The sequence below is a fragment of the Gracilibacillus phocaeensis genome, from assembly GCF_900626275.1.
Classification (GTDB): domain Bacteria; phylum Bacillota; class Bacilli; order Bacillales; family Amphibacillaceae; genus Gracilibacillus; species Gracilibacillus timonensis.
In genome coordinates this window covers 13,242-38,773 of sequence record NZ_LR131140.1, presented here as the reverse complement: position 1 = coordinate 38,773, position 25,532 = coordinate 13,242, and the positions used below count along the sequence as shown (strand labels likewise).

Genomic DNA, 25,532 nt, shown 5'->3' with positions numbered 1-25,532 from the left:
AATGAACCGTATAGCACAAGGCCGAAGCACGAATGTCCTTGTTGCTGCATAAAAGAAACTATCATGTTAGGAGAAGTAGGGGGAGCTTATGTACGAGTTAAAACAAGCCTTGAAGCAGCATGATGATGTCCATTCGGTCATCGATGGTATTGAATCTGGTTTGAAAGAACAGTTAATATCCGGCTTATCTGGTTCGGCTAGAGGAATCTTGGCGACTATATTAGAGGAGTCTACCAAAAAGAAAACATTGATTGTAACACATCAACTCACACAAGCGCAGCAATTATATGATGATATCACGGAGTTTTCCGAGCATGCTCAAGTCTATTTATATCCGGTCAATGAACTATTAGCAGCGGAATTGGCGGTATCCAGCCCAGAGCTACTAAGCCAGCGTATTTCTGCCTTGACCCAATGGCTTTCCAGTGAGGAAGGGATTCTGATTGCGCCTGTCGCAGCCTTGAAGCGAATGTTACCACCGTTAGCCTACTGGAAGGAATACCAACTGTCGTTTACATTGGGACAGATTTTGGAGATAGATCAGGTGTTAACAGAGTTAGTCGATATGGGTTATGTCCGGCAGAACATGACATCAAGTCCGGGCGAATTCAGTTTGCGTGGCGGCATTATTGATATTTACCCATTAACGGAAAAACAGCCGATTCGTATTGAACTATTCGATGATGAAGTAGATTCGATTCGCTATTATGATGCCGAATCACAAAGATCGTTAGAAAAACTAGAGATGGCTCAAGTCTTACCAGCTACTGAATTACTGCTGAAGGAACATGACTTAGTAGCTGCAGCACAGAAACTGGAAGAGGCTCTGTCTTATTCGATCAAGAAAATCAAGAATCAAGCCGATCAGCAAACCTTAACAGAAACGATTCGTAGTGATATCGATCGTCTGCAGCAGGGAGAGCGTTTTGAAGGGATGAAAAAATATATGTCCCTTTTCTATGACGAGCATTATAGTTTACTAGATTATCTGCCAGCAGATGGATTGGTAATGCTGGATGAGATGAGCAGGATTCAAGAGACGGCTGCCCATCTCGATGCAGAAGAACAGGAATGGTTCAAAGATCACTTGCAACGGGCCAAAGTGGTACATGATGTGAATTTATCTTTTGATTGGCATGCCGTATGGCAAAGTATGAAACAAACGCGTATCTATATGTCCGTATTTTTGCGTCATATTCCTAATACAGCACCGGCCAACATTGTAAGTATCTCCTGTCGGGCGATGCAGCAGTTTCATGGTCAAATGAACTTATTGCAAAATGAGATGGAACGATGGCATAAGGCCAACTATTCCGTGATTATTTTAGCACCTGACCCTAAACGGATGGAAAAAGTACAATCCGTTCTGGATGATTATCAAATGAACGTGGCGATTCAGGAATCACTCCCGGCATTGCCTATTGAACAGCCAACCGTGACGATTGGAAATATAAGCGGTGGTTTTGAGCTGCCTATGCATAAGTTAGCTATTATTACCGAGAGTGAGTTATTTAAACAACAGACTACCAGAAAGAAACGCAAGCAAAAAATTTCTAACGCCGAACGAATTAAAAGCTATCAAGAATTAAAAGTCGGCGACTATGTGGTACATCAGAATCATGGCATCGGTCGTTATATCGGCATTGAAACATTGGAAATCAATAAGATACACAAAGATTTTATGCTGATTAAATATTCGGGTGACGATAAACTATTTGTGCCGATTGATCAGATCGATTTGGTGCAAAAATATGTTGGTTCCGAGGGTAAAGAACCTAAGATGTATCGCTTAGGCGGCAACGATTGGAAAAAAGTAAAAAGCAAGGTGCAGTCCAAGGTCGAAGATATTGCCGACGACTTGATGAAGCTTTATGCAGAAAGGGAAGCAGCCAAGGGTTACGCCTTTGATGGGGATACAGAATTGCAAAAGGATTTTGAAATGGCCTTCCCTTATCAGGAAACCGACGACCAGCTTCGTTGTGTTGAAGAAATTAAGCAGGATATGGAGAGCGAAAAACCAATGGATCGCCTGCTTTGCGGGGATGTAGGCTATGGCAAGACGGAGGTAGCTATTCGAGCTGCGTTCAAGGCAATTGCAGATGGCAAACAAGCGGCTATCTTAGCGCCAACCACGATCTTGGCACAGCAGCACTATAAGACGGTAATGGAACGATTTCAGGATTATCCGATCAATATTGGTTTGCTCAGTCGTTTCCGTACTAGAAAGCAGCAAACCGAAACATTAAAAGGCCTAAAAACAGGTGGTGTCGATCTAGTCATCGGTACGCATCGTCTGTTATCCAAGGATGTTGTCTATAAAGATTTAGGTCTGCTTATTGTCGATGAAGAGCAGCGCTTCGGTGTAAAACATAAAGAAAAGATCAAGCAATTAAAAACGAATGTTGATGTACTGACGCTTACGGCTACACCGATTCCACGTACATTGCATATGTCGATGTTAGGGGTGCGTGACCTATCCGTCATTGAGACGCCGCCAGAGAACCGTTTTCCGATCCAGACGTATGTGATGGAATATAATGCACCACTAGTGCGAGAAGCGATTGAGCGTGAATTAGCCAGGGGAGGGCAGGTCTATTTTCTATATAATCGAGTAGATTCGATTGAACGAATTGCCCAGGAAATCCAGGCTCTGGTGCCTGAATCACGTGTGTCCGTTGCGCATGGACAAATGAATGAGACGGAACTAGAGAATGTGATGTTCTCCTTTTTAGAAGGAGAGGCCGACGTACTTGTCAGCACCACCATTATCGAAACAGGCGTGGATATTCCCAATGTCAATACCCTAATTGTTGACAATGCCGACCATATGGGGTTAAGCCAGCTGTATCAGCTCCGTGGACGTGTGGGACGTTCTAATCGAGTGGCTTATGCCTATTTTACCTACAATCAGGATAAAGTCTTAACAGAAGTGTCCGAGAAACGATTGCAGGCCATTAAGGAATTTACGGAATTAGGCTCTGGCTTTAAGATTGCTATGCGCGACCTATCCATCCGTGGTGCCGGTAATATTCTCGGGGCCCAACAGCATGGTTTTATCGACTCGGTCGGCTTTGATATGTACTCGCAAATGCTGCAAGAGGCAGTGGAAGCGAAGAAACAAGGGAAGACGATTGAAGAAGTCCAACCATTTGAGGTAGAACTTGATTTGAAACTAGACGCCTATATCCCTGATTCTTATATTGCGGATGAAAAGCAAAAGGTGGATATGTATAAACGATTCCAATCTATTTATTCCCAAGAGGATATTCAAGACTTGCGTGATGAATTAATCGATCGCTTTGGCGACTATCCAGATCCAGTAGAAAACCTGCTTCAAGTAGCGGCGCTGAAAATGATGCTCAAGAAAGAACGGGTGGAATCGGTGACGGAGCGGAAGCAGACAATGGAGGTCATCATGGAAGAAGAGAGCAGTAGAGCACTCGATGGGGCGAAGTTGTTTGAGTTGGCTAATCAGTATGGCAGAATGATTCAATTAGGCACAGAACAGCAGAAATTGAAGGTGGATTTCCGTTTTGATAAACAACAATATGCCAAGCGTTATGATATATTGGCAGAGTTTATCGAGGCATTAGACGGTATGAAAGCTGCCTCGGTCAGCTAACGGAAAAAAATCCCCGAAAAAAGGTATAGTTTCCATTTTAATTCATCATACTAACCTTACAACATAATTATCTTATGCTGTATGAAGAGAAAGTGAGGTTAATGATGAATGAAAGCAACAGGAATCGTACGTCGTATTGATGATTTAGGCAGGGTGGTCATCCCAAAGGAAATTCGTCGGACACTTCGGATACGAGAGGGAGATCCACTAGAGATTTTTGTCGATCGAGATGGGGAAGTGATTCTGAAGAAATATTCACCCATTAGTGAGCTTGGCGATTTTGCCATAGAATACGCAGAGGCATTATTCGACTCTTTACATGTGTCGGTACTTATTAGTGATCGGGATGAAATCATCGCTGTCGCAGGAGAATCAAAGAAAGATTATTTAGGTAAACATATCTCCAAGCAAATGGATGAGGTAATGGATAAGCGTCAGCCATCCAGCCAATCGAGCTCTACGGAATTAGAAATGGTGGAAAGCAAGGAGGAAACCGTAAGCTCCTATGTGATCCAACCGATTGTGGCCAGTGGTGATCCGATTGGCTGTGTAATCCTGTTCAGCAAAGAGAAAAAAACATTTGGCGAACTGGAAGAAAAAGCGGCCCAAACCGCAGCAACCTTTCTAGCGAAGCAGATGGATTAAAGAAAAAGCCCCTTAAAGTAAGCGGAAAGCTTATGTTTAAGGGGCTTTATGGTGGTTAGGGATGATCACTGTGGCAAGCCAGATACAAGCACTTTTGTGTAAATAATACTAGCTTAATCGAAAGGAAATCGACCCAGCGAGAATGGAACTGCTGTATGGTTTTTTTGATACGTATTTGCAACTAAACGAAGAGGAGGAAAAACAAGTGCTGAAGGAAATCGAGAACCTAGAAAACTTATCGGAAGAGGAGAAAGAAGTGGTCCGTCATCTTCCTAATTCCTATTATGAAATGGGGATGAAAGAAGGACAGCAAGAAATAATTATGAAGTTGCTAGCCAAAGGAATGTCGATCAGTGAAATCGCTGATGTAACAGAGCTTAGTAAGGAGAAAATTAAAAAGCTTGCGAATCAGTAAGCCATCACGTATACGATGAAAAGTGGGTCTGCTGATAGGAAAGAGGCTCACTTTTTTACGTAACACATCGTAATGAGGTGCAATTAGCATACGGAAACTTTTCCTTTGCGTATTTCGGCATTTATCCCATCAATCGTATTTTTCCCTTTCTCACAATTTTGCTTATTTTCCCATTCTACGATATAGTTTCCCCATCTTTTTTGAATCGATAATATTTTTATTTCCCCTGTATTACTCATATGCTCCTCAATAACCGTGTTTACCGCCTCTTCTTTTGAAATCTCAGGTTCTGCATGCCAACGCCAAAATAAAAAGATGGTGATAGCAATGAAAAGTATGATAAATATTATTTTCTTCACAAAACTCCCCCCTATTTCTGGCAGTATTTAAAGCTATTTCAGCTTGAGAAAAACAAACCGTAGAATTAATCCCTTCTTGGGAAGCGTTTACTTATATGATAAAATAGTAGCATAGAAAACGCAACTTTCGGTCAGGAGGGGAGGGGTGAGGATGTTTATAAAACCATTACTTATTGCCAGTATTCCTGGGATTGCTCTGTTATTGGCAACGGGTATACTGAGGAAGGTAAGTGATAAAACCAAGTTGCATATTATCCCTGCCATCCTGGGTGTGTTGACGACAGGTATATTGGGCTATATAGGACTGGTAGAGATACGAGGCTTTGAAGGGGCTGCATATGCTATCTTGGCGATGTATATTCTGATCTTTTCGTTCGTTTCCGTGATGATGGTGGTACTGGGAAAGCCGCGTCTGTCCCAGTAATTTTGTATCATAGATGGCTTAGAGGGAACAAATGATAAACGATTAGGAGGCTATCCCATTCTACTCAAAGGGCAGAGTTACCTAACAAAAACAGGCTTTATTTTCTTAATTATGGGTGCTGCTATTTGGATGGTAAGTGGTCCGTCATTAAGCACAACAGATATGGTTGGCATCATCATGTGCGTGGTGGGAATCATGTTAATGGTGATTGCGAATGTCCTCAAGATAAAGAAATCACGGTAGTCTAAAAATCAGGGCGGTATTCATAATTGAAGGATCATAGCATGGGAAAAAGAGAAATATGGTTCATGAAGAGGTTATGGAAGATAGTCATATATTATTCGCTCTCAAACCACTCGTTATAATTTTTCCATTCCAAGTTCAACTGATCAATATAAGAGACTAGATCGCCAGAGGTAATCTTATACTTTTTTCCACGAACGGAGACATATTTGCTGTCGTAACTAAAGAGGTGAGAGTCATACCCCGTTTCTACGATTAAGCTATAATCCAATGAGTCTTTATTGTTAAATAGCGTTCGTCTTAGTTCCATTTCCGGTAATTGACGGAATAGTTTATCGAGGGGCATCTGATTATCCATAGTAGCCACAAGGGTTTCTGTTCTACTTCTGTTCTCTATCATAATCCGTGTTACCTTTTTATCATCCAAGTTATGGATGACCACTTCACGAAACGTAGTTGTGGGTGAGAAGGAACGATTTGAACTACCCCCACTTAATTTTCTAATGAAAATTTGAAGTGGGAGATTCCTGCGAACACCGGTGCATCCACCAGTTTTTTAGCAAGCTAACCCCGTCATCCCAACGGTTCGTGCTTTATATCTTGTACGCCCGACTCGCCACACGTCCTACTTTAGCTTGATTTTCGCAACTTCGGGTCGTGTGGGGCGACTGAACGTTGAAGATTTTACGTTGCAGACGATTTTCCTGCAACAACCTCCTATCTTCAGTTTTCAAAGAGCAACTTACAATCATATCACAGCACAAATGTTCGCTGTTTTCAACTATTTAGGATACTACCGACATTCATCTCCCACCTACTCATCGGGCTATGCCCTTCACATTCCTTGAGGTGGGAGTCTTCTGTCGGAGTTTGATAAAAGAATAGCTAGTAATACGAGCAAACAGACAGCAGAAATAGAGATTTGGCAGGATACGTTGTCTATCAAAAAAACATTCGAACCGTAACCTTGAAGGAAGTGTTTACCGAGAACATTGCTGCCACAACAGACGATATCCAGAGTATAGATATCTATCGAAGGGAAGATTCCGATGATGTTGCATCGAGCCATGCATATATTAAGATTAACGATAAACAAACAATGGAAACCATCATGAAGAAGTCTGCCGATATGACACTAAAGCCAAGCCGTTCATCATCACCCATGAATTATATTATAACCATTCATACAATGACAGAAAAAAAGCCCAATTTTAACGCTCTGGAACAACATCACATGGATTTTGGCGATACGTTTATAACGATGAATCAAAAATCATATGAAATAATAGGAGAGAACAAGTTGAAAGAAGCGATAGAGACGTTAGATCTGGAATGGACACAAGGGTAGAAGCACTCCATCACAAACGCAACATCAATAAGGATGATAAGAAATGAAACTGTTATTTATCTATCTAATCGGCCTACTATTTGGCGCGATATGGTACGCACTTACAAAATATTTTATCCAAGAATCAAACGAAGAAAAAAGAAAAATTATCGTAGGCGGGAGCGGTCTGGTCTTTGTGATTGGTGGATTTATCATTGGTGGATTTGTGGGAATGCCGATCTCATTGATTGGAGCAGGTATCTTCACGGTTGGCTGTTTGTTATGGTTTGTAGGAAATAAATCGTTACGAAAGAAAATAACGCTGGCCGCCATCGTTGTGGTGGCATTAGCAGGTATGTCCTATATAGGCTTGGAAGAGCTTAATGGCCGTAGTTTTACCGTGGCTGCAAAAGAGGAAAGCCTAGATCCTGATTTGAAAACGTATTATGAGCATCTGCAAGAACATCCGGGGATCGAGGGGTTTAAAACTTTCAATACATATGGGGATGACAAGGCGATGATCCTGTCTCTAGGTGAAGAAAAAGCAGGGAATAGTATCGAGGTTTTATCGGTTGAACGTAAGAGTGCTCGAATGATCGTACATGTGCGCACCTTTGAGAACCAGTCCACCGAAGCCAATCCTTCTATTATTATTTTACTGGATTCCTTAGAGCCTAATGTGGACGTTATGGACACCGATGGAACCCTTTATCATGAACTCCCATAAAAAGGTAAAGTCAATTATAGTCAGTGTAGCAGGAGAATCGTTTCTCTTCAATGCTACATGGAGAGGGGATAAACATGTTTATTGTGCTGTGCCTCATTTTACTGCTTTTGCTCGGTTTATTATTGAAGGAATCTGCCATGTTTCCTATAGTGATAAAAGCACTAGTGGTTTTGTATTATATGGTTGTTACCCCTATATTCATCACTGGTTATCATCGCATTCATGAAAAATATAATATGAATGATGGCCCTGTCATTCCAGAAGGGTGGGATGTTAGTTCGGATTGGACATTCTCCTTTAGTTTTGCTTTTATTATTCCCATTTGGCTTCTTGTGATCTTTGTTTTATTTCGAAAAATGAAACCGACGAGAGGAAAAAATAGCTGGCTTGATTTTATCGTAGCATGTCTGTTTAGTGGTGCGATATTGTTTATTCCATTTGTCATTTTTAACTTGGCTTACGGGATGAGCCCTTGAATCAATAGTATGGGGCATGCTAATGGATTAATTGCAATTTCAGATTTTCCGAATGAGAAAGCCCATGCAGGGCGTTAGCCCGTCTTTAGACATGGGATGAGAATGAGGTCGGAAACGGTGGGCTATTTGGCCACATCAAGTTTCCGAAATATGCCATACTTGATCTAGAGACAAGTAAAAGTCTTTAAAACACCCATTCGTTCCTTGAAAGTGGAATAGAGTATGAGGTTAGATAGCTCAACTCATGCTATCTGTAAAACGCTATGTGTCGTCAAGAACAAGACGCTAAAACATGTAATGAAACCATCTGTACGGCATGGTAATAGTGCCGTAGCCATACCTGCTATATGCACTGGGTATGGATGGGAGTGTCAATAAGAATAAACATTGTATTTTGGGGGAAACTAATGATACCTTTATTAGCTAAAAATGAACATGGTAACAGGGAAGTATTATAGACAATTGACCTGTTGACATCATTTCATTTCTAATTTAAAATAAAGGTGTAAATTAAATTGCGATACGTTACTGACGAGAAAGAAGTTGGAGTGGTTACCAACTTCTTTTTCTTTTTTTTAAAAGACCACCTTCCATGGGAAGGAAGGTGGGAAACATTATTGGAAAAACGTTTTGATAAAGTAGTAAACAGCTTTTAAGCCGTTCGCCACAACGCTAACAAGGCTTGTTAGGTGGTTAGTTGTAGCTACTTTCTTTGCCTGTCTTTCCAGTTTCTTTTTTTGCTTGCGACACGTCACTGATGTCACCTCCTCTTCTGGAGGTAGTTGTACAATAACGCAATTGTTATGTACGGTAATAGTTTAACATAAAATAGCACATTTGTTTGCCTATTTTAGAAAAATTATTTTTCATAGTAAACTCGATTTTGCATTATTTTTTCAATTATTTACACATAAGCGCTTTTGCTGTATTAATAAAGTTTTGTAGTTCCAAACGAAAAAAGATTCCGTTATGCAAGATTGTAAGTACCAAATAGAAAAGAAATAAGTGAAGAAAGCAAATTAGAATTTGCGAAAGGTTGTAAGCAAAACTAGGTTGGGCATTCTTCTTTAGTTTTGCTTTTATTATTCCTATTTGGTTTCTTGTGATCTTTGTTTTATTTCGAAAAATGAAACCGACGAGAGGAGAAAATAGCTGGCTTGATTTTATCGCATGAATTCTACCACATAAACTTCAAGAATATTGTAAGTGTACGCGAAGGAGACGACAACAAGAAGCAAACTTGATATCAGTTGCATGTTGTCTGTTTTATTCTTCGTATATCTATACAAAAGCACATACCATATTAAAAGCAACACAGCGGGTGTTCCTAGAAATACCCATGTGGGGACATCTCATTTGGGAGAGGGAACAAGGTAGTTAGCAATAAACTATATACTATAAAAATACTAGGAAGAAATAAACTGACAAATGCCTCATTTTTAGCAGGGGGGGATTAATCGTATCTTTTCGGTATCTGGTTTCATACTTAGAAACCGCCAAATATAATCGACAATCCACGACACACTGAATACAAGTGGAACCACCAATATAAATAAATTGATTGCCCCACCAAACGCCATTCCGAATAAAAAGAAATAAGTGAAGAAAGATAAGCATACAAGTGCCATAAAATAACCCAAGTGAAAAATTACTAATTTCATCGTATTTGGTCTCCCCTTTTTAAAAACAATCTTCTGTTTGAGTTCATTTAATCCTGGTATTCTGTAGTTTATTATCTTCTATGAAAACGCTATATCATTTATTATAGTTCTAATAGCTTAAAATATAAAGACTGCTTAGCGTTAATCCTTTTTGATATTTTTTTCACCAATGTTATGCTGAAGATGAAGTTTACAGGTGAAAATTTGTACTGAATTTGTTAGGGAAGACTACATTCTTATTCCTAGGAGGTTTCTTATATGCAAATCAATAAAGTTGGATCGTTCTCATTGGCAGTATCATCCCTATTATCCTTTTTTTGGGCGCTATGTATCTCCCAGTCATAACGGATTGGCTCAAGTTATGGGGGCCGCTGTTTCTTGCCGGGATCTTAGCTGTTTATGCTTATACGAAGGGTTTGAAAATAACTTCTTTAATAGCTCTTACTGTGATCATTCTTAGTGCTGTTTTTATGGTTTTTGTAGCTCTTATGACAGGTATGGGGGATCCACCCGCTTAAAAAAGAAGTAGTTATAAACTTGGAAGAAGTACTATGGAAAAAGTCTTCACATGGAAACGTTTTATCGCTAGTACTGTTCTTTGGAATGTGGATTCCGATTTTAAGTCCGGCTGCAATTCCATTTAATTTTGGTAGGGACAGCAATAAATTTAGTGATAAAGAATATTCATTAGGAATGAATCGGCGCTTAAATATTGCTCAAGCCTTGTTTGAAAAATCGAATATTATTTTATTAGATGAGTCTAAATACAGAGTTATTCACTACTTCATCTCTTTGAAGTTTTTCACGCAATGAACTGAATTTTAACATTCAATGCTTTTGTCCCATAAAAAAGAAGTACTTTCCTACATTGACTGGTTTTTAAGGTAAAATAGAAAGAAAATTAACTTTAACCTTATGTAAAAGGTATCATTTTGAATCATTTTGTATAAACTAGTATATACAAAATGATAAGGATGTGATACAATGGGGGAAAATCATCATAAGGGAGTGTATATGATGTCTGTTACAGCAAAAAAGTGGGGGAATAGTATTGGAGTTCGCATTCCATTCAAAATCGCTCAAAAATATGGTGTGGAAAACGGCACAGAATTAGAAATTTTTGATACTCAAGATGGAATAATGCTCAAAGTATCCAACAGACCTACGTTGGATTCTCTTCTAGCTCAATGTGAGGGAGAAAATCCAGTCGAGGAATTATTTAGTAATACAGTAGGGAAGGAAGAAATATAATGCAAGTACCGGCTAGAGGTGATCTTATTTATTTAGATTTTAATCCACAGGCAGGGACTGAGCAGGATGGAAGAAGACCTGCTCTTGTTTTATCTCCTCAAAAATTTAATCGTATTACTGGCTATGCCACTGTTTGTCCAATTAGTCGAACGCAAAAAAAATGGGGGTTTCATATTTCGATTCCTGAAGGATTAGATATGGAAGGTGTCCTTATTGTGGATCAAATCAAAAATTTGGATTGGAAAACAAGAAATTCGGAGATAAAAGGAAAAGCGCCTAATGACCTTGTTAATAAGGTTGTTCAAGTAGTACATACATATATTTTTGAAGAATATGAAGAAAGAAATGGTGGCTTTTAAATATATTTTTGTATTTTGTTTTTATAATGGTATTTGGTATTTAATAGAGACGAAAGAGTAGAATCCTTATTCTGGTCCTTAACAGAGAACATTTGAATATTTGCGATTCTATCAATTTTTAAAGAAAGGACTATGGATATGAACTATACCATGATTGCTTCTTATGCTATTCGTGTTATGGGTGTTTATTATACCTCTTTTCTTCTGGAATACACCTTAATTGTTCTGTGGAGGCATTATGTTGGCAGCGGATATTGTACAGATATTGGCAATATATAAAACAGATAGAGACGTTAAGACCAAATTACGCTTTAATTGGATAAACACAACAATCATTTGTTGAGGTTTTGTTTCCCGAACTTTCATACTCTGACGCCGAGTCTCTTCAAAAGTTAATATTCATTAACCTTTTTCCCCACTTGATATCTGTCATCTACTTTAAATATGATCTATAAAGTTATATCATACTATTTGGTAAGTGCTACAAGTAATGAACCTAAAAAAGCACCTATTATAATGACCAGTGCAAAAAAAGCATTACTTAGAATTACCCAACCATCAGGGATCAAAAAGATAGATATAATCATGCCCAACACAACTATAACAGTTACTACTATAGGTGGAATCATAAAAGTATATGACTTCTGTTGTTTATTTTTTATACTGCGACAAATAAAGAAGGAAAGGATAACAGATATTAGACCAACTATGAGAAATACTTCTAAGCCATTCATCATTAAAATCGTTCCTTTCTGTTACCTTTATTTTATATTAAGAACTACTGACACACAATTGTTGGTGGAACATCGTGAAGGAAAATGCTTCCCAACGATTGAGTCCTATCATGTATTAGTGGATTAAATCTAACGAATACGAGAGGACTTTAAAAACAGTGAGAGGAGTACCTGTTCCGTCCAGTTCGAAGAATTCCTCTCGATATTGTTCGTTTTTCTGGATATCCTTCTCTACAAAATCCACTCCCAAGCTTTCTAGGAATGCCTTCTGCTTTTGACAGAAAATATATAGGTCTGTTGAATATACGATAATCTCCATTTCTCAGCCCTTCTTTCTAACGATTAAAGAGAAGTGCAGACAATAAAATGAAAGGATGAAGATAAAACCTTTCATTTTCTCCACTTTTTTCTCTTTATTACGTAGGAAGGAAAGGAGGGGAGCGTATGACACCAGAAACAGTTCCTTTGTGGGTAACCTTGATCGGTAATTTTGGCTTTCCCATTGCTATAACGATTTATTTATTTGTACGATTTGAGCGCAAATTAAAAGATCTGGAGTCTGTTATTATCGAGTTATCTCATGTGATCAAGCGGATAGATAAGCAGAATTCTCGCTCGGAATAAACACGTACGGCATCCATGTTTACTATTTTTTCATAAGGTGATACAGTAAGATAGGTTTCTTAACCGTGATTAGTGAAAAGAAAGGAACACAGCAAATGAAAAAGTGGTATACAACGAACGCTTGGAAAGAATATATATACATTATTATCGGGGCAACAATCGTGGGGCTTGCCTATAATATCTTCTTCCTCCCGGCGCGTTTAGCGGCTGGGGGGATTTCGGGGGTCAGTACGATCCTTTATGAACTATATGCCGTAAATCCGGCTATCGTTCAATTGGCGATTAATATCCCGATTTTCTTTATTGGCTGGCTGGCGCTTGGCAAGGATTTTAGCCTGAAAACGTTAGTCGGTACTTTTTGGGTGCCGCTTACGATTTATCTATCTGCTGATATACCGGTTGAGGTGACCAATCCATTTCTCAGTGCCCTATATGGTGGTTTAATTCTTGGGGCCGGTCTCGGCGTTGTCTATAAAGGAAATGGTTCGACGGGTGGTACGGCGGCGATTGCCCAAATCGTTAAGAAGTTTACCGGGATATCCAGTGGTTATTCGCAGTTTATCGTAGACGGGCTGGTTGTGATCACCTCGATGGTGGTATTCAATATCGAGCTCACCTTGTTTGCGTTGATGGCGATCTATATTAGCGGTAAGGCAATTGACTTTGTTCAATTGCGCACCGCCTCGACGAAGCTGATTCTGATTATTACCGAAGAAGAGGAGAAGGTTCAGCGCTTGATTCAGGATGGCATTGACCGGGGCATGACGAAGATTCGCTCGGTTGGCGGCTATTCCAAAATGGATAAGACGATGATTCTTTGTGTCGCGGAACAACCAGAGGCCGTACAGTTAAAAAGGTTGCTGCAGGAAGAAGCACCAGAGGATTTCACCATTTTTATGAATGCCTCTGAAATTCTTGGCAGAGGTTTTTCACTCGAACGTTATTATGGGCAAAAACTATAAAGGAGAGCGGGAAGCTGTCGGCCACCCCGCTCTCCTATTATTTTATATAAATAAGAAATGCACTATCATAGGATTTAAACGTGAACTAATCAGACGATCGATAAGCTGAATTGTGTAAGTTTTTCTAGTCGTTATTTTGAGCGTTAATGTGTATGGGTGCTTTATGATGAACTCAGCCAAATCTTCTTTTTTTCATAGCGTTTGACTCGTACAGGAAAGAACCTAAAAAATGGCTCTATTGTACAAAAACATCTTATAGCAGTTTCCAATCGAGCTTGTCTGAAAGGACTGGGTAAACTTCTCCCTGATTTTTCTACTCAGAGCTACCCTTTCGCAGCACGATCAGCTGATCTCCCTCATCCAGGGTGATTTTACGTCTCAATGTTACAAATTGTACAGCTGTCTTTTCCTTTTTCACGAAAAGAGGAATCGTATCATCTGGTAAGGATTCTCTTTCTATTTTCTCTTTTTGCTGGTATGGCAAGGTTTGTATCGTGTAGCCGGTATTGATTCGTTTATTTAACTCGGTAAAAATCGCCTCTTCATCAAATAGCAAGTGGGCCTTTCTTGCGGTAGGTACCGCGCTTTGTTTCCCTTGTTTATAGTTGCGGTTCGGCAGAGAAAAGGTGTTGTTATAACCAAATCTGGGTGCATACGACTGACTGACGAGCGCATTAAGGGAAGGATCCCCTGTCATCGATAAAATGGTTTCATATGGAGTCAGGTCTACCTCATACTCACTGTGCTCGGCCAGAATATGTCCTTGATGGGTCGGAATTTGTTGGTGAATGGCCGGCAGCAGCTGGGTAGCGGATGGATCGCTGATTAATACAGGGATGCCAAGTTTTTGTAAATGTCCAGCTAGTGCAATCGAAAAGCTGTTAGCCCCAACGATTAGAATTCCGGGTGGTGCATCATTGGCCAGTTTGAGCGCCTTAGCCACCGGCCCTAATGAAAATCCATGCGCGCAGACGGTGATAAACACTAGCGCAAAGGTTAGGGTGGTCAAGAGTTCTGCCCCTTCATGTCCATCATTCAGCAGGTTAGTGGCAAAGTATCCCGAAACAGACAGTGCCACAATACCCCGAGGTGCCACCCAGCCGATCAGCCCTTTTTCTGCATTGGAAAGCTCCGTTCCGAAAGTGGATAGCCAAATTGACAGTGGGCGTACGATAAAGAGCATTACTAGAACAAAGCCAATAATCGGCCATGTAAACATTTCAGCAATCGTCTCTCGGGACAAGGAAGAGGTCAGCAAAATAAAGATGGTCGATGTAAGCAAGACCGATATATTCTCGACAAAATGGCTGACATCATGACCAAGGGACGAGATATAATGCTTTGTCCTCGCAACCGTTAAACCCATTACCGTAACGGCAAGCATACCTGTCTCATGCATGACAACCTCTGCCAGAGTAAAGCAAAGTAATACAAAGGCAATCATAATTGGTGATTTCAAATATTCCGGAAACATGCCTTTGCCAATCATCAAACTGACTAGAAAACCAATCACATAACCGAAAATAATGGCAATCACGGCACTAATAAAAAAATTCAGCATATAATCGGCTTGCAGTGTCTCAGTGGTCAGTACCTTGATGACCTCATAGGCAAACAAGGCAAGCAATGGCCCAAACGGATCGACGATAATCCCTTCCCATTTAAGGACAGCTGCAGTTCGAGGTTTGAGCTTAGCATTGCGGAGTAAAGGAATGATGACCGTTGGCCCAGTTACAATAAATAGCCCGCCAATAATAAACGATATTTCCAGACTCAACCCTGCGATAAAATGAGCCGCAAGTGCCCCGCCAATCCAAGCGAGAAAGGCCCCGAACGTGACAATACGAAAGACGGATTTGGACACCCCTTTAATTTCACGTACATCAAGACTTGAGCTCCCTTCAAATAAGATAATTGCCACGGCAAGGGAGATTAATGGACTATAGAAATTTCCTAGCGCTTCTTGTGGATCAAATAGTCCAAAGACCGGTCCAAGTAACAAACCGGCAATTGACATAATCACAATCGATGGCCACTGTATGCGCCAAGCCAACCATTGTGAGAAGATACCTGCCACCACGATTGCGGCAACACTGATTAATGCGATATTTTCCATATGTACATCTCCCGCTTCTTTTTATGTATGTTAGCAGTTTATCAATTTTACCAAGATTTGTCGCCTATTTTGCAAGACTTTTTAGCAAGGTGGTTTTGTATGTGATATAGTTTCCCTAGTTGCCGGTTTGTTATGCTTTACTTGTAGGAGCGGGTTTCTTTGTATTATGGTATAATGACAATTAATTTAACTTAAAGGAAGTACCGCATGACACGAGTAAAAAAAATCTATACAGGTGCCTTTGCCTTAATGATTGCTGGATTGCTCAGCAAGGTGATTAGCGCCTTTTATCGCATACCTTTACAGAATCTCACGGGGGATGTTGGGTTCTATATGTACCAACAGCTTTATCCGCTCCTTGGGATTGCTTCGATGCTGGCTTTATACGGATTTCCGGCGGCGATTTCAAGATATTTGGCTGAGTGGCCGTCTGCCAAAAATAAACAGAGCTACCGCCGGATTTTATGTATGATGATCGGCTTTTGTGTTGTCATTGCCTTGTTGATCCTTTGGGCCAGTCCGTTGATAGCAGGGATGATGGGGGACGAACAGCTAATCCGTGCGCTCCGACAGCTGGGATGGGTGTTTCTACTGGTTCCTTTTGTGGCATTATTACGAGGGGTGACACAGGCGGGGCACTGGATGGAACCGACCGCTTATTCACAAATGGTAGAGCAATTGTTTCGCGCTTGCTTACTTATTGCGACAGCCATCTTGATTTTCTATCAGCACTTAGCCGTCCACCATATTGCAACGGGCGCGATTGTGGCGACTGGATCGGGTTTGTTGCTGGCCGCTCTGTTTCTATGGCCATTCTATCAGCGCTATACGAGGAAACAGATAGAGCCAAGAACCTCTCTGACTGGGCACAGCTTCCGTTTTTTAGCCCGATCGATCATCTTATCTGGTGTCGTGATTAGTCTTAATCATATGCTGCTGTTAGTCATGCAGTTAGCCGATGCCTTTACCATGGTTCCTGCCTTATCTGCTTATGGGTTCACGTTGGAAGAGGCTAGAGAATGGAAAGGGATCTTTGACCGAGGTCAGCCGCTTGTCCAATTGGTGACGGTTTTGGGCTCTTCACTTGCCTTGGCTCTGGTTCCTCAAGTGACCAGCTTGTCGTGGCAGATGGACCAGCAAGGCACATTGGAAAAAATACGGAGCACGATCAAATATGCGGTCTTATTATCGGTTGGGGCGACGGTTGGTTTGTTGCTGTTACTTCCAGAGATTAATCAGCTCTTTTTTCAAAATCAGAGCGGGACAACCGCATTACGTATCTTAGCGCTTGCGATTCTATTCTCTTCTTTAGCTGTCACCCTTGCCGCGATATTACAAGGATTTGGTTATATGCGATGGACGGCCGCGATTTTGCTCGTTGGACTGCTGCTGAAGCTAGTGTTGAATGATCTATTGATCACCAGGTTGGGAGTGAATGGGGGTGCAGTGGCCACGGTAGTGACGCTCGCTGCTATTGCCTTAAGCTATGATCGCCTATTGCGGGCACGAATCAAGGTAGACCGATTTCGCGTCCTGCCTTGGAAACAACTCTTGCTTGCTAGTGGTGTGATGGCACTGCTTTTATACACCCTGCAGTTGCTGCTGCCCGTAGTGGATGATCGGTTTTATTTATTCGTCATTGTGCTTGTAAAAGTGGCAGCAGGAGCAGCTGTCTATGGCTTCGTACTGATCAAAACCGGTGCATTGAATCAAAGAGAGCGAGAACAACTGTCTGTACGCAAGCAGAAATAAATCAGGGGGTATACTTATGAAACCAATTATAGAAATTATCGGCCTTGGCGGCGGTGATATCGATCAGCTGCCTCTCGGTATCTATAAAAAAATAAGGAACGCAAAAAAGGTAATGGTACGCACCTTGGATCATCCCGTCGTTCAAACGCTAAGTATAGAAGGGGTTCATTTTACTTCGTTTGATGCCGTGTATGAGCAGCATGACCAGTTTGAAGAGGTCTATCAGCAGATTGTGAAGCAACTAGTGGAACAAGCGAAAATAGCTGAAAAAATCGTTTATGCCGTGCCAGGTCATCCGATGCTAGCGGAGCAAACCGTACAGTTGCTTCTCGAGCAAAGTGAGATTGAGGTGAAGATTGCCGGAGGTCAAAGCTTTCTGGATGATTTGTTTGCGGCATTGCAAATCGATCCTATTGAAGGGTTTCAATTGGTTGATGCCACTGGCTTCCAACGTCATCAGCTTTCCTACGAGCAGCACCTTGTTTTCTGTCAGGTCTACGATGGTTTTATCGCCTCCGAAGTGAAACTTACCTTGTTAGAGGATCTGCCGCCAGAGCAGCTAGTAACGATTGTAGAGGCGGTGGGCAGTAAAGAGGAACGATTGCAGCAGATTCCTCTAGTAGAGCTGGATCAGCAAGTTTCGTTGAGTAATCTCACAAGTGTGTATGTCGCCCCGGTTGCCAAGGAACAATTAAATCATCAATTCCACCGCCTACAGGAAGTGATTGCCATTTTAAGAGCGCCTGGCGGATGCCCGTGGGATCGTAAGCAAACCCATCAGACACTAAAAAAATACTTGATTGAAGAGGCGTATGAAGTCATCGAGGCAATTGATCAAGAGGATGATCAAGCCATCGCTGAAGAACTAGGTGATGTGCTCTTGCAAGTCATGCTGCATAGCCAAATCGGCACAGAGGCAGGATTTTTTACCATCGATGACGTAATATATAGTATTACCGAAAAAATGATTCGCAGGCATCCGCATGTGTTTGCTGATATAGAGGTAGAGGACGAACAAGAAGTGGCTCGTAACTGGGCGACCATTAAGCGTGAGGAGAAAGGCGGTCAACCAACTAGTCTCCTTGCTCATCTCACGGAAGGTCTGCCTGCCCTTTTACTAGCGGAAGAGATACAGAAGAAAGCAGCCAAGGTAGGCTTTGATTGGTCAGAGCCTGCTCCGATGTGGGACAAAGTCTATGAAGAGCTCACCGAGTGGAAGGAGGCGCTGGAGCAAGAGACGGTAGCAGAACAGGAGAAGGAGTTTGGAGATATTCTATTTGCAATGACGAATCTAGCAAGATATTATAAGATTAACCCAGAGATCGCCTTAATCAAATCCAACCATGTTTTTAAGCAGCGGTTTGAACATGTGGAACAACGAGTAAAAGAAAGCGGACAGCCATGGAAGGCCTTCTCGTTAACAGAATTAGATCGTTTTTGGGAAGAAGCCAAGCAGCTGGAAGACTAGGAGGAAAACGCTATGCGCTTAGACAAATTTCTAAAGGTATCACGTCTGATTAAACGAAGAACACTAGCAAAGGAAATAGCCGACCAAGGTAGAATTCTCGTAAACGGCAACACGGCCAAGGCGTCTACAACGATAGCAGTTGGAGATGAGCTGCAGATTCAATTTGGCCAAAAGATCGTAACACTAGAAATTAACGAGTTAAAAGAAGCCGTCAAAAAAGAGGAAGCCGCCCAATTATATACGACGAAAAAGGAAGAATATAAGCAATAATCGTGAGTCTCCTTGTTCTAAACTTGTCCCTTTATTCATAGATTAGTAATGGATAAAAGGAGGGAATAAGGAAATGAACTATTATGAAAAGAAGCCAACGCCGACATCACAATTGGACCATCAAGTTAAAATGACGAACCGCCGATTGCTAGAGATAGATGGAGTCAAAGAAGTAGATAGCTTTGATAGTGAGGAGTTTCTTTTGCAAACGGTGATGGGCTATCTTGTCATCCGTGGGGAGAACTTACAAATGAAGAATCTCGATGTGGAGTCAGGGATTGTGTCGATAAAAGGGAAGGTATATGAACTGACTTACTTGGACGAGCACCATGGGGAGAAGGCTAAAGGACTGTTTAGCAAGCTGTTTAAATGACCTTAAGCACCCAATTTATTACCCTATTAACGATGCTCTTATCCGGGGTTTATGTTGGCGCCGCCTATTTTACTTTTAATCGATTGGCACCTATATGGAGGAACAGCATAACCTGGAAGTACCTGCTGGAAATCTTATTTTGGTTTATACAAGCCATGGTCCTCTTTACGGTTCTTTTTGTGGTAAATGAAGGCATTGTACGTTTTTATCTGTTTTTGGCTGTTTTATGTGGATTTGCTATGTTTAAAGCATTGTTTGAACGTCTCTTCAGCCGGGTATTGGAGATATGTATACATGTCATCAAACATTTATATCGATTTTTTTATCAATTGATACGCATACTGCTGGTTCGACCTATTGTGTGGATCGTTACGGTCATAGTCGTGATCCTGCTTAAAATAGTTTCCCTATTGCTGACTATTTTGAAGTGGGTATTTTTTCCAATCACCTGGCTGTTCCATAAGGTCAGAAAACTTTTGCCAAAAAATGCGCAAAATTATCTACATCTTTTTCATCGGTTTTATAGTAAAATAAGAAGAAAGCACAAATGAGCATAAGGAGGAAATGGTTCATATGGCTAGACGAAACAAAGTATCCCGTATCAATGAAGCCTATATAGAACAACAAGATGCACAGGTCAAACGCCAAAAACGTCGTAAGCAGAAACTATACAGAAGATTAATGATGTTCGGTATAGTAGCTGCGGTTATAATGCTTGGCCTCATTTCCTTTCACGTGAATCAACGTATCCAGCACCATAATATGCAGCAGGAGTACACCGAGCTGTCGGATGAATTAACCAATCTTGAAAAGCAGGAAAAACAACTAGAGGGCGAAATAGAGTTATTAAATGATGAAGATTATTTATTACAAATTGCGAAAACCAATTATTTCTTCACAGAAAAAGGCGAAATTGTCTTTAAACTGCCTGAAGAAGAGCCATCTTATTGACACCGCTTTACTTGCTTGGATATAATATAGTTGTAATATATATTTTTTTACATTCTAAGGAGGAGCAATTTTTTTATGTCAATCGAAGTAGGCAGCAAGTTACAGGGTAAGGTAACGGGTATTACTAATTTTGGGGCGTTTATTGAATTACCAGGAGGTAAGACGGGACTCGTCCATATTAGTGAAGTTGCCGATAATTATGTAAAAGACATTAATGAACACTTAACGGTTGGTGACGAAGTAACGGTGAAGGTTCTTAATGTAGAAGATGATGGGAAGATTGGTTTATCTATTAAAAAAGCAAAAGATGAATCCAACTCATCCAATCGTCGCAAAAGTCAAGGGAATGGAAAAAATAACCGTGACAGAGGCGAATCATTCGAACAGAAGATGAATCGTTTCTTAAAAGATTCGGAAGATCGACTAGCAACATTGAAAAAGCATACAGAATCTAAACGCGGCGGACGAGGAGCGAGAAAAGGATAATAACTTGCTGTCTATAATCGTAGAAGATGGATGTGACTCGTGAAGATATAAAAGAAAAAATGCCCTCTCTTATCATAAGTGGATAAGGGGAGGCATTTTTTATAAAAATCGTGCATTTGTAAGCGATTACTTAATGGGTGCAGATGTGTCAAGCTTTCATCAACTTTGACGGATTTTTTCTTGTAAGATAGGAAAACGTATAATGAGTACCGATAAGATGAATTATGTAAAACATTCGAGCTGTTATTTTGAGAGAATATATGTGCATAACAACGCTCCAGCCAACCACTCCGCTTTCCGCAGGCACGGCTTCAGCTAACTTGAAAAAGAAAAGCACTTTTCCAAGTGGATCTTCAGCTCGTGCTGTTCCTGCTGGAGTCTGCGTGGTTGGCTTACGCTAGGGAATAGTTCTACACCTCTAGCAAGAATTAGCATGGTGATGATCTGAAACGCCCCCCCTTTTACATCCATGATATTTTGCTGAAGATAAGTGATTAGCCTTTATCATATCTGGACTAGTCAAAAGAATGAGCAAAAAGTTATTCTCTTACCGATATGTGGAAAAGTTTTGCGTGGATCCATCACTAGTCTGAGATACAACTTATTCTTCAAGTATAAAAAAGAATAGGACGATGGAGCGGACCAAAGAATCATTATATTATACTGCTTTGAACTACTTTCATGCCTAGAACCCTTCATGCATGCAGTGATAACCATTGTAGTACTACTACTCGGCGGAGAAAATAGGTGGAGACTCCATAAAGGTTCGCCTGCTAAGATCGCAACGTCCTGGGACTGCGGTTACTCGTCCCACCGAAACCATTTATTGCAACACCTGCACTTGCACATCCTATGCATCGAAGCGGAACCTATTTCCACAGCGCTTCTTAGCACAAACAAACAATCAACTTTGCTACACGGAATAGGTGGATCTGCTGTTTTACATAACCCATCTTATCGGCAGTTATGTATTTAGCTTAGTTTAACGTGAAGGAACCGGGGATTATTTTTGATTGGATTGTTATCAATAGGAAATGAATATATACAAATATAGTAGAAAATGAGGTGATGCTTCGTGCAATATGTAGATAGCCATTTTATCATTGGCTCGCCTTTATGGTTGATTGTTCCTGTGCTTATCATTCTCTTTTTGGTGCTGGGGATAGTGATGTACAGGCTCAAGAAAAAGTCATAAGAAAAAATCCTTGCTCCATTTTCGTGGAAGCAAGGATTTTTTTGATAGCGGCGGAGGGGATCGAACCCCCGACCTCACGGGTATGAACCGTACGCTCTAGCCAGCTGAGCTACACCGCCATAAGTTAAGTATCTTCGAAAGACACAAGGAATATAATACAATAGCTTGTCCGTTATGTCAATGATTTTTGTAAGAAGCCTAGAAATATATAATCGCCATGAACAGTCTATATGCTTGCGTTTCCTTTTTAATGTAGATGAATGTTGTACACATATTATCTAAGCGAAAGAAGGATTCTGTTCATCATGCAGAAAGAAGCAATTCGATAAGCTCTTCATGAGTCTTCTAAGACTAACTATCACTCTTTTATGATCCCAGCAAAAAAATCGTCCTTGTTATCTCTACAGGGTCAGCCAAAAATAGGGAAGAAATGAAGGATAAATCATAAGGAATCTGTCGCTTTCCTGTATATTTAAGGAATGCCGTCGAACTTTTTAGAACGGCACTTTGCTTGTTTTGACAAAAAATAGAGGGATCTTATGATTTAATGGGGTGCAGAGGAGTGATATTAATGGACACATATACGGAAAATAAACCAAAATCATTGTTTACAGGCGCACAAGCAAGTATGAAGGAAACAAAACACAAGCTGGCGAAAAAATGGACAACCTTGATGCTTGAAAAAGGACTACTCATTTATATCATTGGCTTCTTATTAGGGAGAGCGGTTATTCTATCAACGTTGTCACCGTTTGTTATTGCCTTTGTCGCTGCTGTATGGTTTTTGCGTCGGGACAAGGTATTCCCTTTGTTTATTTCTACGATAATAGGGGCACTTACATATAGCGCCATCCATAGTTTCTATATCCTGTTATCTTTAGCTATATTTTTCGTTATTTCGCTGTTTATCCAACAAGTGAAGTCCTTAGACAGGATTTTGCCCGTTGTTGTTTTTCTGGCGGCAAGTATTCCGAGAGTAACCATGTATGCGCTGCAAGTACAGCTCACCTATACGGAATGGGTGATTGCTTTTGTGGAGGGATTACTAGCCGCCGTCTTATTACTTATCTTTATGCAGAGTATGCCATTATTATCACCAAAAAGATATAAACCGATTCTAAAAAATGAAGAGATTGTCTGTTTTATCATTTTACTTGCCTCGATTATGACAGGTGTGATTGGGGTGGAGTTCTATCAAGCACATATGGAACAGGTATTAGCAAGATATCTCGTCTTACTGCTGGGCCTTGTTGGCGGGGCAGCTATCGGCTCAACGGTTGGAGTGGTAGCAGGGTTGATTTTAAGCCTGGCTAGCATCTCTAATATGTTTCAGATGAGCCTGCTTGCCTTCTCCGGGCTGTTGGGCGGCCTGCTCAAGGAAGGCGGAAAGCTGGGCGTGAGTATAGGCTTATTGGTCAGCACCTTATTAGTCAGCCTATATAGCGGAGCAGGCGATTATTGGCTGCTTGCCCTGTGGGAGTCGTCGCTTGCTTGTTTATTGCTATTGCTCACCCCTCGTTCCTTTATCAAACAGGTAGCCAAGTATATCCCTGGAACCGTCGAGCATACACAGGAGCAGGAACAATATCTGCAGAAGGTGCGAAATGTAACGGCTCATCGAGTAGAACGTTTTTCCAATGTATTCAAGGCATTATCCCATAGTTTTCAAACAACCTCTCACCATTGGCAGGAGCATGATGTGGAGGTGGACTACTACCTAAGTAATGTGACGGAAAAAACATGTCAAACCTGTTTTAAAAAAGAAACCTGCTGGGTGCAGCATTTTGATAAAACCTATAACTTAATGAAGGATGTCAAGGATCAGCTGGAGACGGATGACCAATTAAATAGCATTACTAACCGCCAGTTCGAGAATCACTGTATCAAATCACGTAAAGTCATCGATACCATGCAGCAGGAATTATCCTTTTTCCAAGCGAATAAACAATTGAGAAAACAAGTATTAGAGAGCCGCCGTTTTGTAGCAGATCAGCTTCAAGGTGTATCCGATTTCATGCAGAATTTCGCAGAGGAGATTATGAAGGAAAAAGAAAATCATGAACAACAGGAAGTCGAGATCGTGGCGGCATTGAAACATGTCGGCATAGAGTTAGAGAAACTGGACATTTACAGTTTAGAACCTGGAAATATCGACGTTGAAATGGTGATCGTTTTTCAACAGTATCATGGAGAGGCAGCCAAAATCGTGGCGCCAATCCTGTCGGACATCTTGGAGGAAACTGTTATTGCTGTAACGGAAGATGTCTCCCCATTAGCAAAAGGGTATAGTTTCTTTACCTTCGGATCCGCGCGGAAATATGAGGTACAGACTGGAGTGGCGCATGCTGCAAAAGGAGGGGGGCTGGTATCCGGTGACTGCTATAAAGCAATGGAGCTGGGAACAGGCAAATTCGCCCTGGCGATCAGTGATGGTATGGGTAATGGCAATCGTGCGCATGAGGAAAGCACAGAAACGTTGCGGTTATTACAGCAAATTCTCGAATCCGGTTTTCATGAACAGGTAGCGATTAAGTCGATTAACTCGATCTTGGCACTGCGGACGAATGAAGAAATGTATGCTACTCTCGACTTAGCGATGGTGGACTTGCATCATGCTCGGGTGCAATTCTTGAAGGTTGGCTCCACACCTAGCTTTATTTTACGAAATAATCATGTAGAGAAAATAGAGGGGAGTAATTTGCCGATTGGCATTATTCAGGAAGTGGACGTGGATGTAGTCAGTGCTCAGCTTCAAGCTGGTGATCTATTGATTATGATGAGTGATGGGATCTTTGAAGGCCCAAAACATATTGAGAATGTGGACTTGTGGCTGGAACGTAAATTGCTAGAAATGGAAACCAATGATCCACAAGAAATGGCTGATATTTTATTAGAAGAGGTCATTCGTACACAAAGCGGGGAGATTGGTGATGACATGACGGTGCTGGTCGCCGAAATCAAGGCAAATCAGCCGCAATGGGCTCCGATTCGTTCATTCCGTCATTTTCAAGAAGAACATATTAGTTGAGCAATTGAAGGTATATTTCCTGCTTCCATTGGTGAAAATAGAATTATCATCATTACCAATTGGA

General features: G+C 41.0%; 26 protein-coding genes, 1 tRNA gene and 1 pseudogene. 20 read left to right on the top strand and 8 right to left on the bottom strand.

Features of this window, described 5'->3' with window-relative positions:
• Nucleotides 1–88 precede the first annotated feature (88 nt).
• From mfd to E0E32_RS00365, 3 genes are all read left to right on the top strand, one after another.
• The gene (mfd, locus tag E0E32_RS00375; protein WP_130858617.1) at nt 89–3,622 is read left to right on the top strand and encodes a transcription-repair coupling factor; all 3,534 of its coding nucleotides are present in this window, start codon (nt 89–91) and stop codon (nt 3,620–3,622) included.
• A 108-nt stretch (nt 3,623–3,730) separates the two neighbouring features.
• Entirely contained in the window at nt 3,731–4,267 is a 537-nt protein-coding gene (spoVT, locus tag E0E32_RS00370) for a stage V sporulation protein T (RefSeq protein WP_066185679.1), read from the top strand.
• Nucleotides 4,268–4,472: 205 nt separating this feature from the next.
• Nucleotides 4,473–4,682, top strand: a complete 210-nt coding sequence (locus E0E32_RS00365; protein WP_130858616.1) for a hypothetical protein — start codon at nt 4,473–4,475, stop codon at nt 4,680–4,682.
• A gap of 83 nt (nt 4,683–4,765) precedes the next feature.
• On the opposite strand, the gene E0E32_RS00360 is transcribed toward E0E32_RS00365, so the two are convergent.
• Complete coding sequence (locus E0E32_RS00360; protein WP_066185674.1) at nt 4,766–5,041, bottom strand: hypothetical protein; 276 nt, start codon at nt 5,039–5,041, stop codon at nt 4,766–4,768.
• A gap of 151 nt (nt 5,042–5,192) precedes the next feature.
• Between E0E32_RS00360 and E0E32_RS00355 the strand changes: the two genes are divergently transcribed.
• Nucleotides 5,193–5,465 (top strand): YesK family protein, encoded by a 273-nt coding sequence (locus E0E32_RS00355; protein ID WP_130858615.1) that lies wholly within the window; start codon nt 5,193–5,195, stop codon nt 5,463–5,465.
• A 337-nt stretch (nt 5,466–5,802) separates the two neighbouring features.
• On the opposite strand, the gene E0E32_RS00350 is transcribed toward E0E32_RS00355, so the two are convergent.
• Entirely contained in the window at nt 5,803–6,135 is a 333-nt protein-coding gene (locus E0E32_RS00350; RefSeq protein ID WP_066185671.1) for a hypothetical protein, read from the bottom strand.
• Nucleotides 6,136–6,630: 495 nt separating this feature from the next.
• On the opposite strand from E0E32_RS00350, the gene E0E32_RS00345 reads away from it, so the two are divergent.
• From E0E32_RS00345 to E0E32_RS00335, 3 genes are all read left to right on the top strand, one after another.
• Entirely contained in the window at nt 6,631–7,056 is a 426-nt protein-coding gene (locus E0E32_RS00345; protein WP_066185668.1) for a hypothetical protein, read from the top strand.
• A 43-nt stretch (nt 7,057–7,099) separates the two neighbouring features.
• Nucleotides 7,100–7,762: a hypothetical protein gene (locus tag E0E32_RS00340; RefSeq protein ID WP_066185664.1), complete on the top strand. Its 663-nt coding sequence runs from the start codon at nt 7,100–7,102 to the stop codon at nt 7,760–7,762.
• Between the two features lie 74 nt (nt 7,763–7,836).
• Nucleotides 7,837–8,238 (top strand): hypothetical protein, encoded by a 402-nt coding sequence (locus E0E32_RS00335; protein ID WP_130858614.1) that lies wholly within the window; start codon nt 7,837–7,839, stop codon nt 8,236–8,238.
• A gap of 614 nt (nt 8,239–8,852) precedes the next feature.
• Here E0E32_RS00335 and E0E32_RS21960 read toward each other — a convergent pair.
• Complete coding sequence (locus E0E32_RS21960) at nt 8,853–8,993, bottom strand: hypothetical protein (RefSeq protein ID WP_165444906.1); 141 nt, start codon at nt 8,991–8,993, stop codon at nt 8,853–8,855.
• A gap of 684 nt (nt 8,994–9,677) precedes the next feature.
• A complete protein-coding gene (locus E0E32_RS00330; protein ID WP_130858613.1) occupies nt 9,678–9,899 on the bottom strand; it encodes a hypothetical protein in 222 nt (73 codons plus the stop codon).
• Nucleotides 9,900–10,574: 675 nt separating this feature from the next.
• On the opposite strand from E0E32_RS00330, the pseudogene E0E32_RS22530 reads away from it, so the two are divergent.
• From E0E32_RS22530 to E0E32_RS00315, 3 genes and pseudogenes are all read left to right on the top strand, one after another.
• Nucleotides 10,575–10,658, top strand: a pseudogene (locus E0E32_RS22530) (ATP-binding cassette domain-containing protein); the annotation flags it as partial.
• Between the two features lie 258 nt (nt 10,659–10,916).
• Nucleotides 10,917–11,150 carry an AbrB/MazE/SpoVT family DNA-binding domain-containing protein gene (locus E0E32_RS00320; RefSeq protein ID WP_165444905.1) on the top strand — a complete coding sequence of 78 codons (234 nt, stop codon included), beginning with the start codon at nt 10,917–10,919 and terminating at the stop codon, nt 11,148–11,150.
• Complete coding sequence (locus E0E32_RS00315) at nt 11,150–11,509, top strand: type II toxin-antitoxin system PemK/MazF family toxin (protein ID WP_066185643.1); 360 nt, start codon at nt 11,150–11,152, stop codon at nt 11,507–11,509. The genes E0E32_RS00320 and E0E32_RS00315 overlap by 1 nt, the downstream gene beginning before the upstream one ends.
• Before the next feature lie 467 nt (nt 11,510–11,976).
• Here the strand turns inward: E0E32_RS00315 and E0E32_RS00310 are convergent, their stop codons facing one another.
• Together E0E32_RS00310 and E0E32_RS00305 are read right to left on the bottom strand one after the other, a co-directional pair.
• Nucleotides 11,977–12,243, bottom strand: coding sequence for a hypothetical protein (locus E0E32_RS00310; RefSeq protein ID WP_207302255.1), 267 nt, complete (start codon nt 12,241–12,243; stop codon nt 11,977–11,979).
• A gap of 115 nt (nt 12,244–12,358) precedes the next feature.
• Nucleotides 12,359–12,562, bottom strand: coding sequence for a glutaredoxin family protein (locus tag E0E32_RS00305; protein ID WP_066185637.1), 204 nt, complete (start codon nt 12,560–12,562; stop codon nt 12,359–12,361).
• Between the two features lie 125 nt (nt 12,563–12,687).
• Between E0E32_RS00305 and E0E32_RS00300 the strand changes: the two genes are divergently transcribed.
• Both E0E32_RS00300 and E0E32_RS00295 read left to right on the top strand, forming a co-directional pair.
• Nucleotides 12,688–12,867: a YvrJ family protein gene (locus E0E32_RS00300; RefSeq protein WP_066185635.1), complete on the top strand. Its 180-nt coding sequence runs from the start codon at nt 12,688–12,690 to the stop codon at nt 12,865–12,867.
• Nucleotides 12,868–12,962: 95 nt separating this feature from the next.
• Nucleotides 12,963–13,829, top strand: coding sequence for a YitT family protein (locus E0E32_RS00295; RefSeq protein WP_066185775.1), 867 nt, complete (start codon nt 12,963–12,965; stop codon nt 13,827–13,829).
• Between the two features lie 313 nt (nt 13,830–14,142).
• On the opposite strand, the gene E0E32_RS00290 is transcribed toward E0E32_RS00295, so the two are convergent.
• Nucleotides 14,143–15,945 carry a cation:proton antiporter gene (locus tag E0E32_RS00290; RefSeq protein WP_066185633.1) on the bottom strand — a complete coding sequence of 601 codons (1,803 nt, stop codon included), beginning with the start codon at nt 15,943–15,945 and terminating at the stop codon, nt 14,143–14,145.
• A 207-nt stretch (nt 15,946–16,152) separates the two neighbouring features.
• Here E0E32_RS00290 and E0E32_RS00285 point away from each other — a divergent pair, with 207 nt between their 5' ends.
• From E0E32_RS00285 to E0E32_RS00255, 7 genes are all read left to right on the top strand, one after another.
• On the top strand, nt 16,153–17,697 hold the full coding sequence (locus E0E32_RS00285) for a putative polysaccharide biosynthesis protein (RefSeq protein ID WP_130858612.1): 1,545 nt from the start codon (nt 16,153–16,155) through the stop codon (nt 17,695–17,697).
• Between the two features lie 16 nt (nt 17,698–17,713).
• A complete protein-coding gene (gene yabN, locus E0E32_RS00280; protein WP_130858611.1) occupies nt 17,714–19,165 on the top strand; it encodes a bifunctional methyltransferase/pyrophosphohydrolase YabN in 1,452 nt (483 codons plus the stop codon).
• Nucleotides 19,166–19,177: 12 nt separating this feature from the next.
• Nucleotides 19,178–19,435 (top strand): RNA-binding S4 domain-containing protein, encoded by a 258-nt coding sequence (locus E0E32_RS00275; RefSeq protein WP_130858610.1) that lies wholly within the window; start codon nt 19,178–19,180, stop codon nt 19,433–19,435.
• Between the two features lie 73 nt (nt 19,436–19,508).
• A complete protein-coding gene (yabP, locus tag E0E32_RS00270) occupies nt 19,509–19,808 on the top strand; it encodes a sporulation protein YabP (RefSeq protein WP_066185621.1) in 300 nt (99 codons plus the stop codon).
• Nucleotides 19,805–20,359, top strand: a complete 555-nt coding sequence (gene yabQ, locus E0E32_RS22785) for a spore cortex biosynthesis protein YabQ (protein WP_066185618.1) — start codon at nt 19,805–19,807, stop codon at nt 20,357–20,359. The genes yabP and yabQ overlap by 4 nt, the downstream gene beginning before the upstream one ends.
• A 22-nt stretch (nt 20,360–20,381) precedes the next feature.
• A complete protein-coding gene (locus tag E0E32_RS00260) occupies nt 20,382–20,759 on the top strand; it encodes an FtsB family cell division protein (RefSeq protein WP_066185615.1) in 378 nt (125 codons plus the stop codon).
• 75 nt (nt 20,760–20,834) lie between these two features.
• Nucleotides 20,835–21,245, top strand: a complete 411-nt coding sequence (locus E0E32_RS00255; protein WP_066185612.1) for a S1 domain-containing RNA-binding protein — start codon at nt 20,835–20,837, stop codon at nt 21,243–21,245.
• A 1,240-nt stretch (nt 21,246–22,485) separates the two neighbouring features.
• Here E0E32_RS00255 and E0E32_RS00250 read toward each other — a convergent pair.
• Nucleotides 22,486–22,559: transfer RNA gene (locus E0E32_RS00250), tRNA-Met, on the bottom strand.
• A gap of 452 nt (nt 22,560–23,011) precedes the next feature.
• On the opposite strand from E0E32_RS00250, the gene spoIIE reads away from it, so the two are divergent.
• On the top strand, nt 23,012–25,468 hold the full coding sequence (spoIIE, locus tag E0E32_RS00245; protein ID WP_066185605.1) for a stage II sporulation protein E: 2,457 nt from the start codon (nt 23,012–23,014) through the stop codon (nt 25,466–25,468).
• Nucleotides 25,469–25,532: the final 64 nt, after the last annotated feature.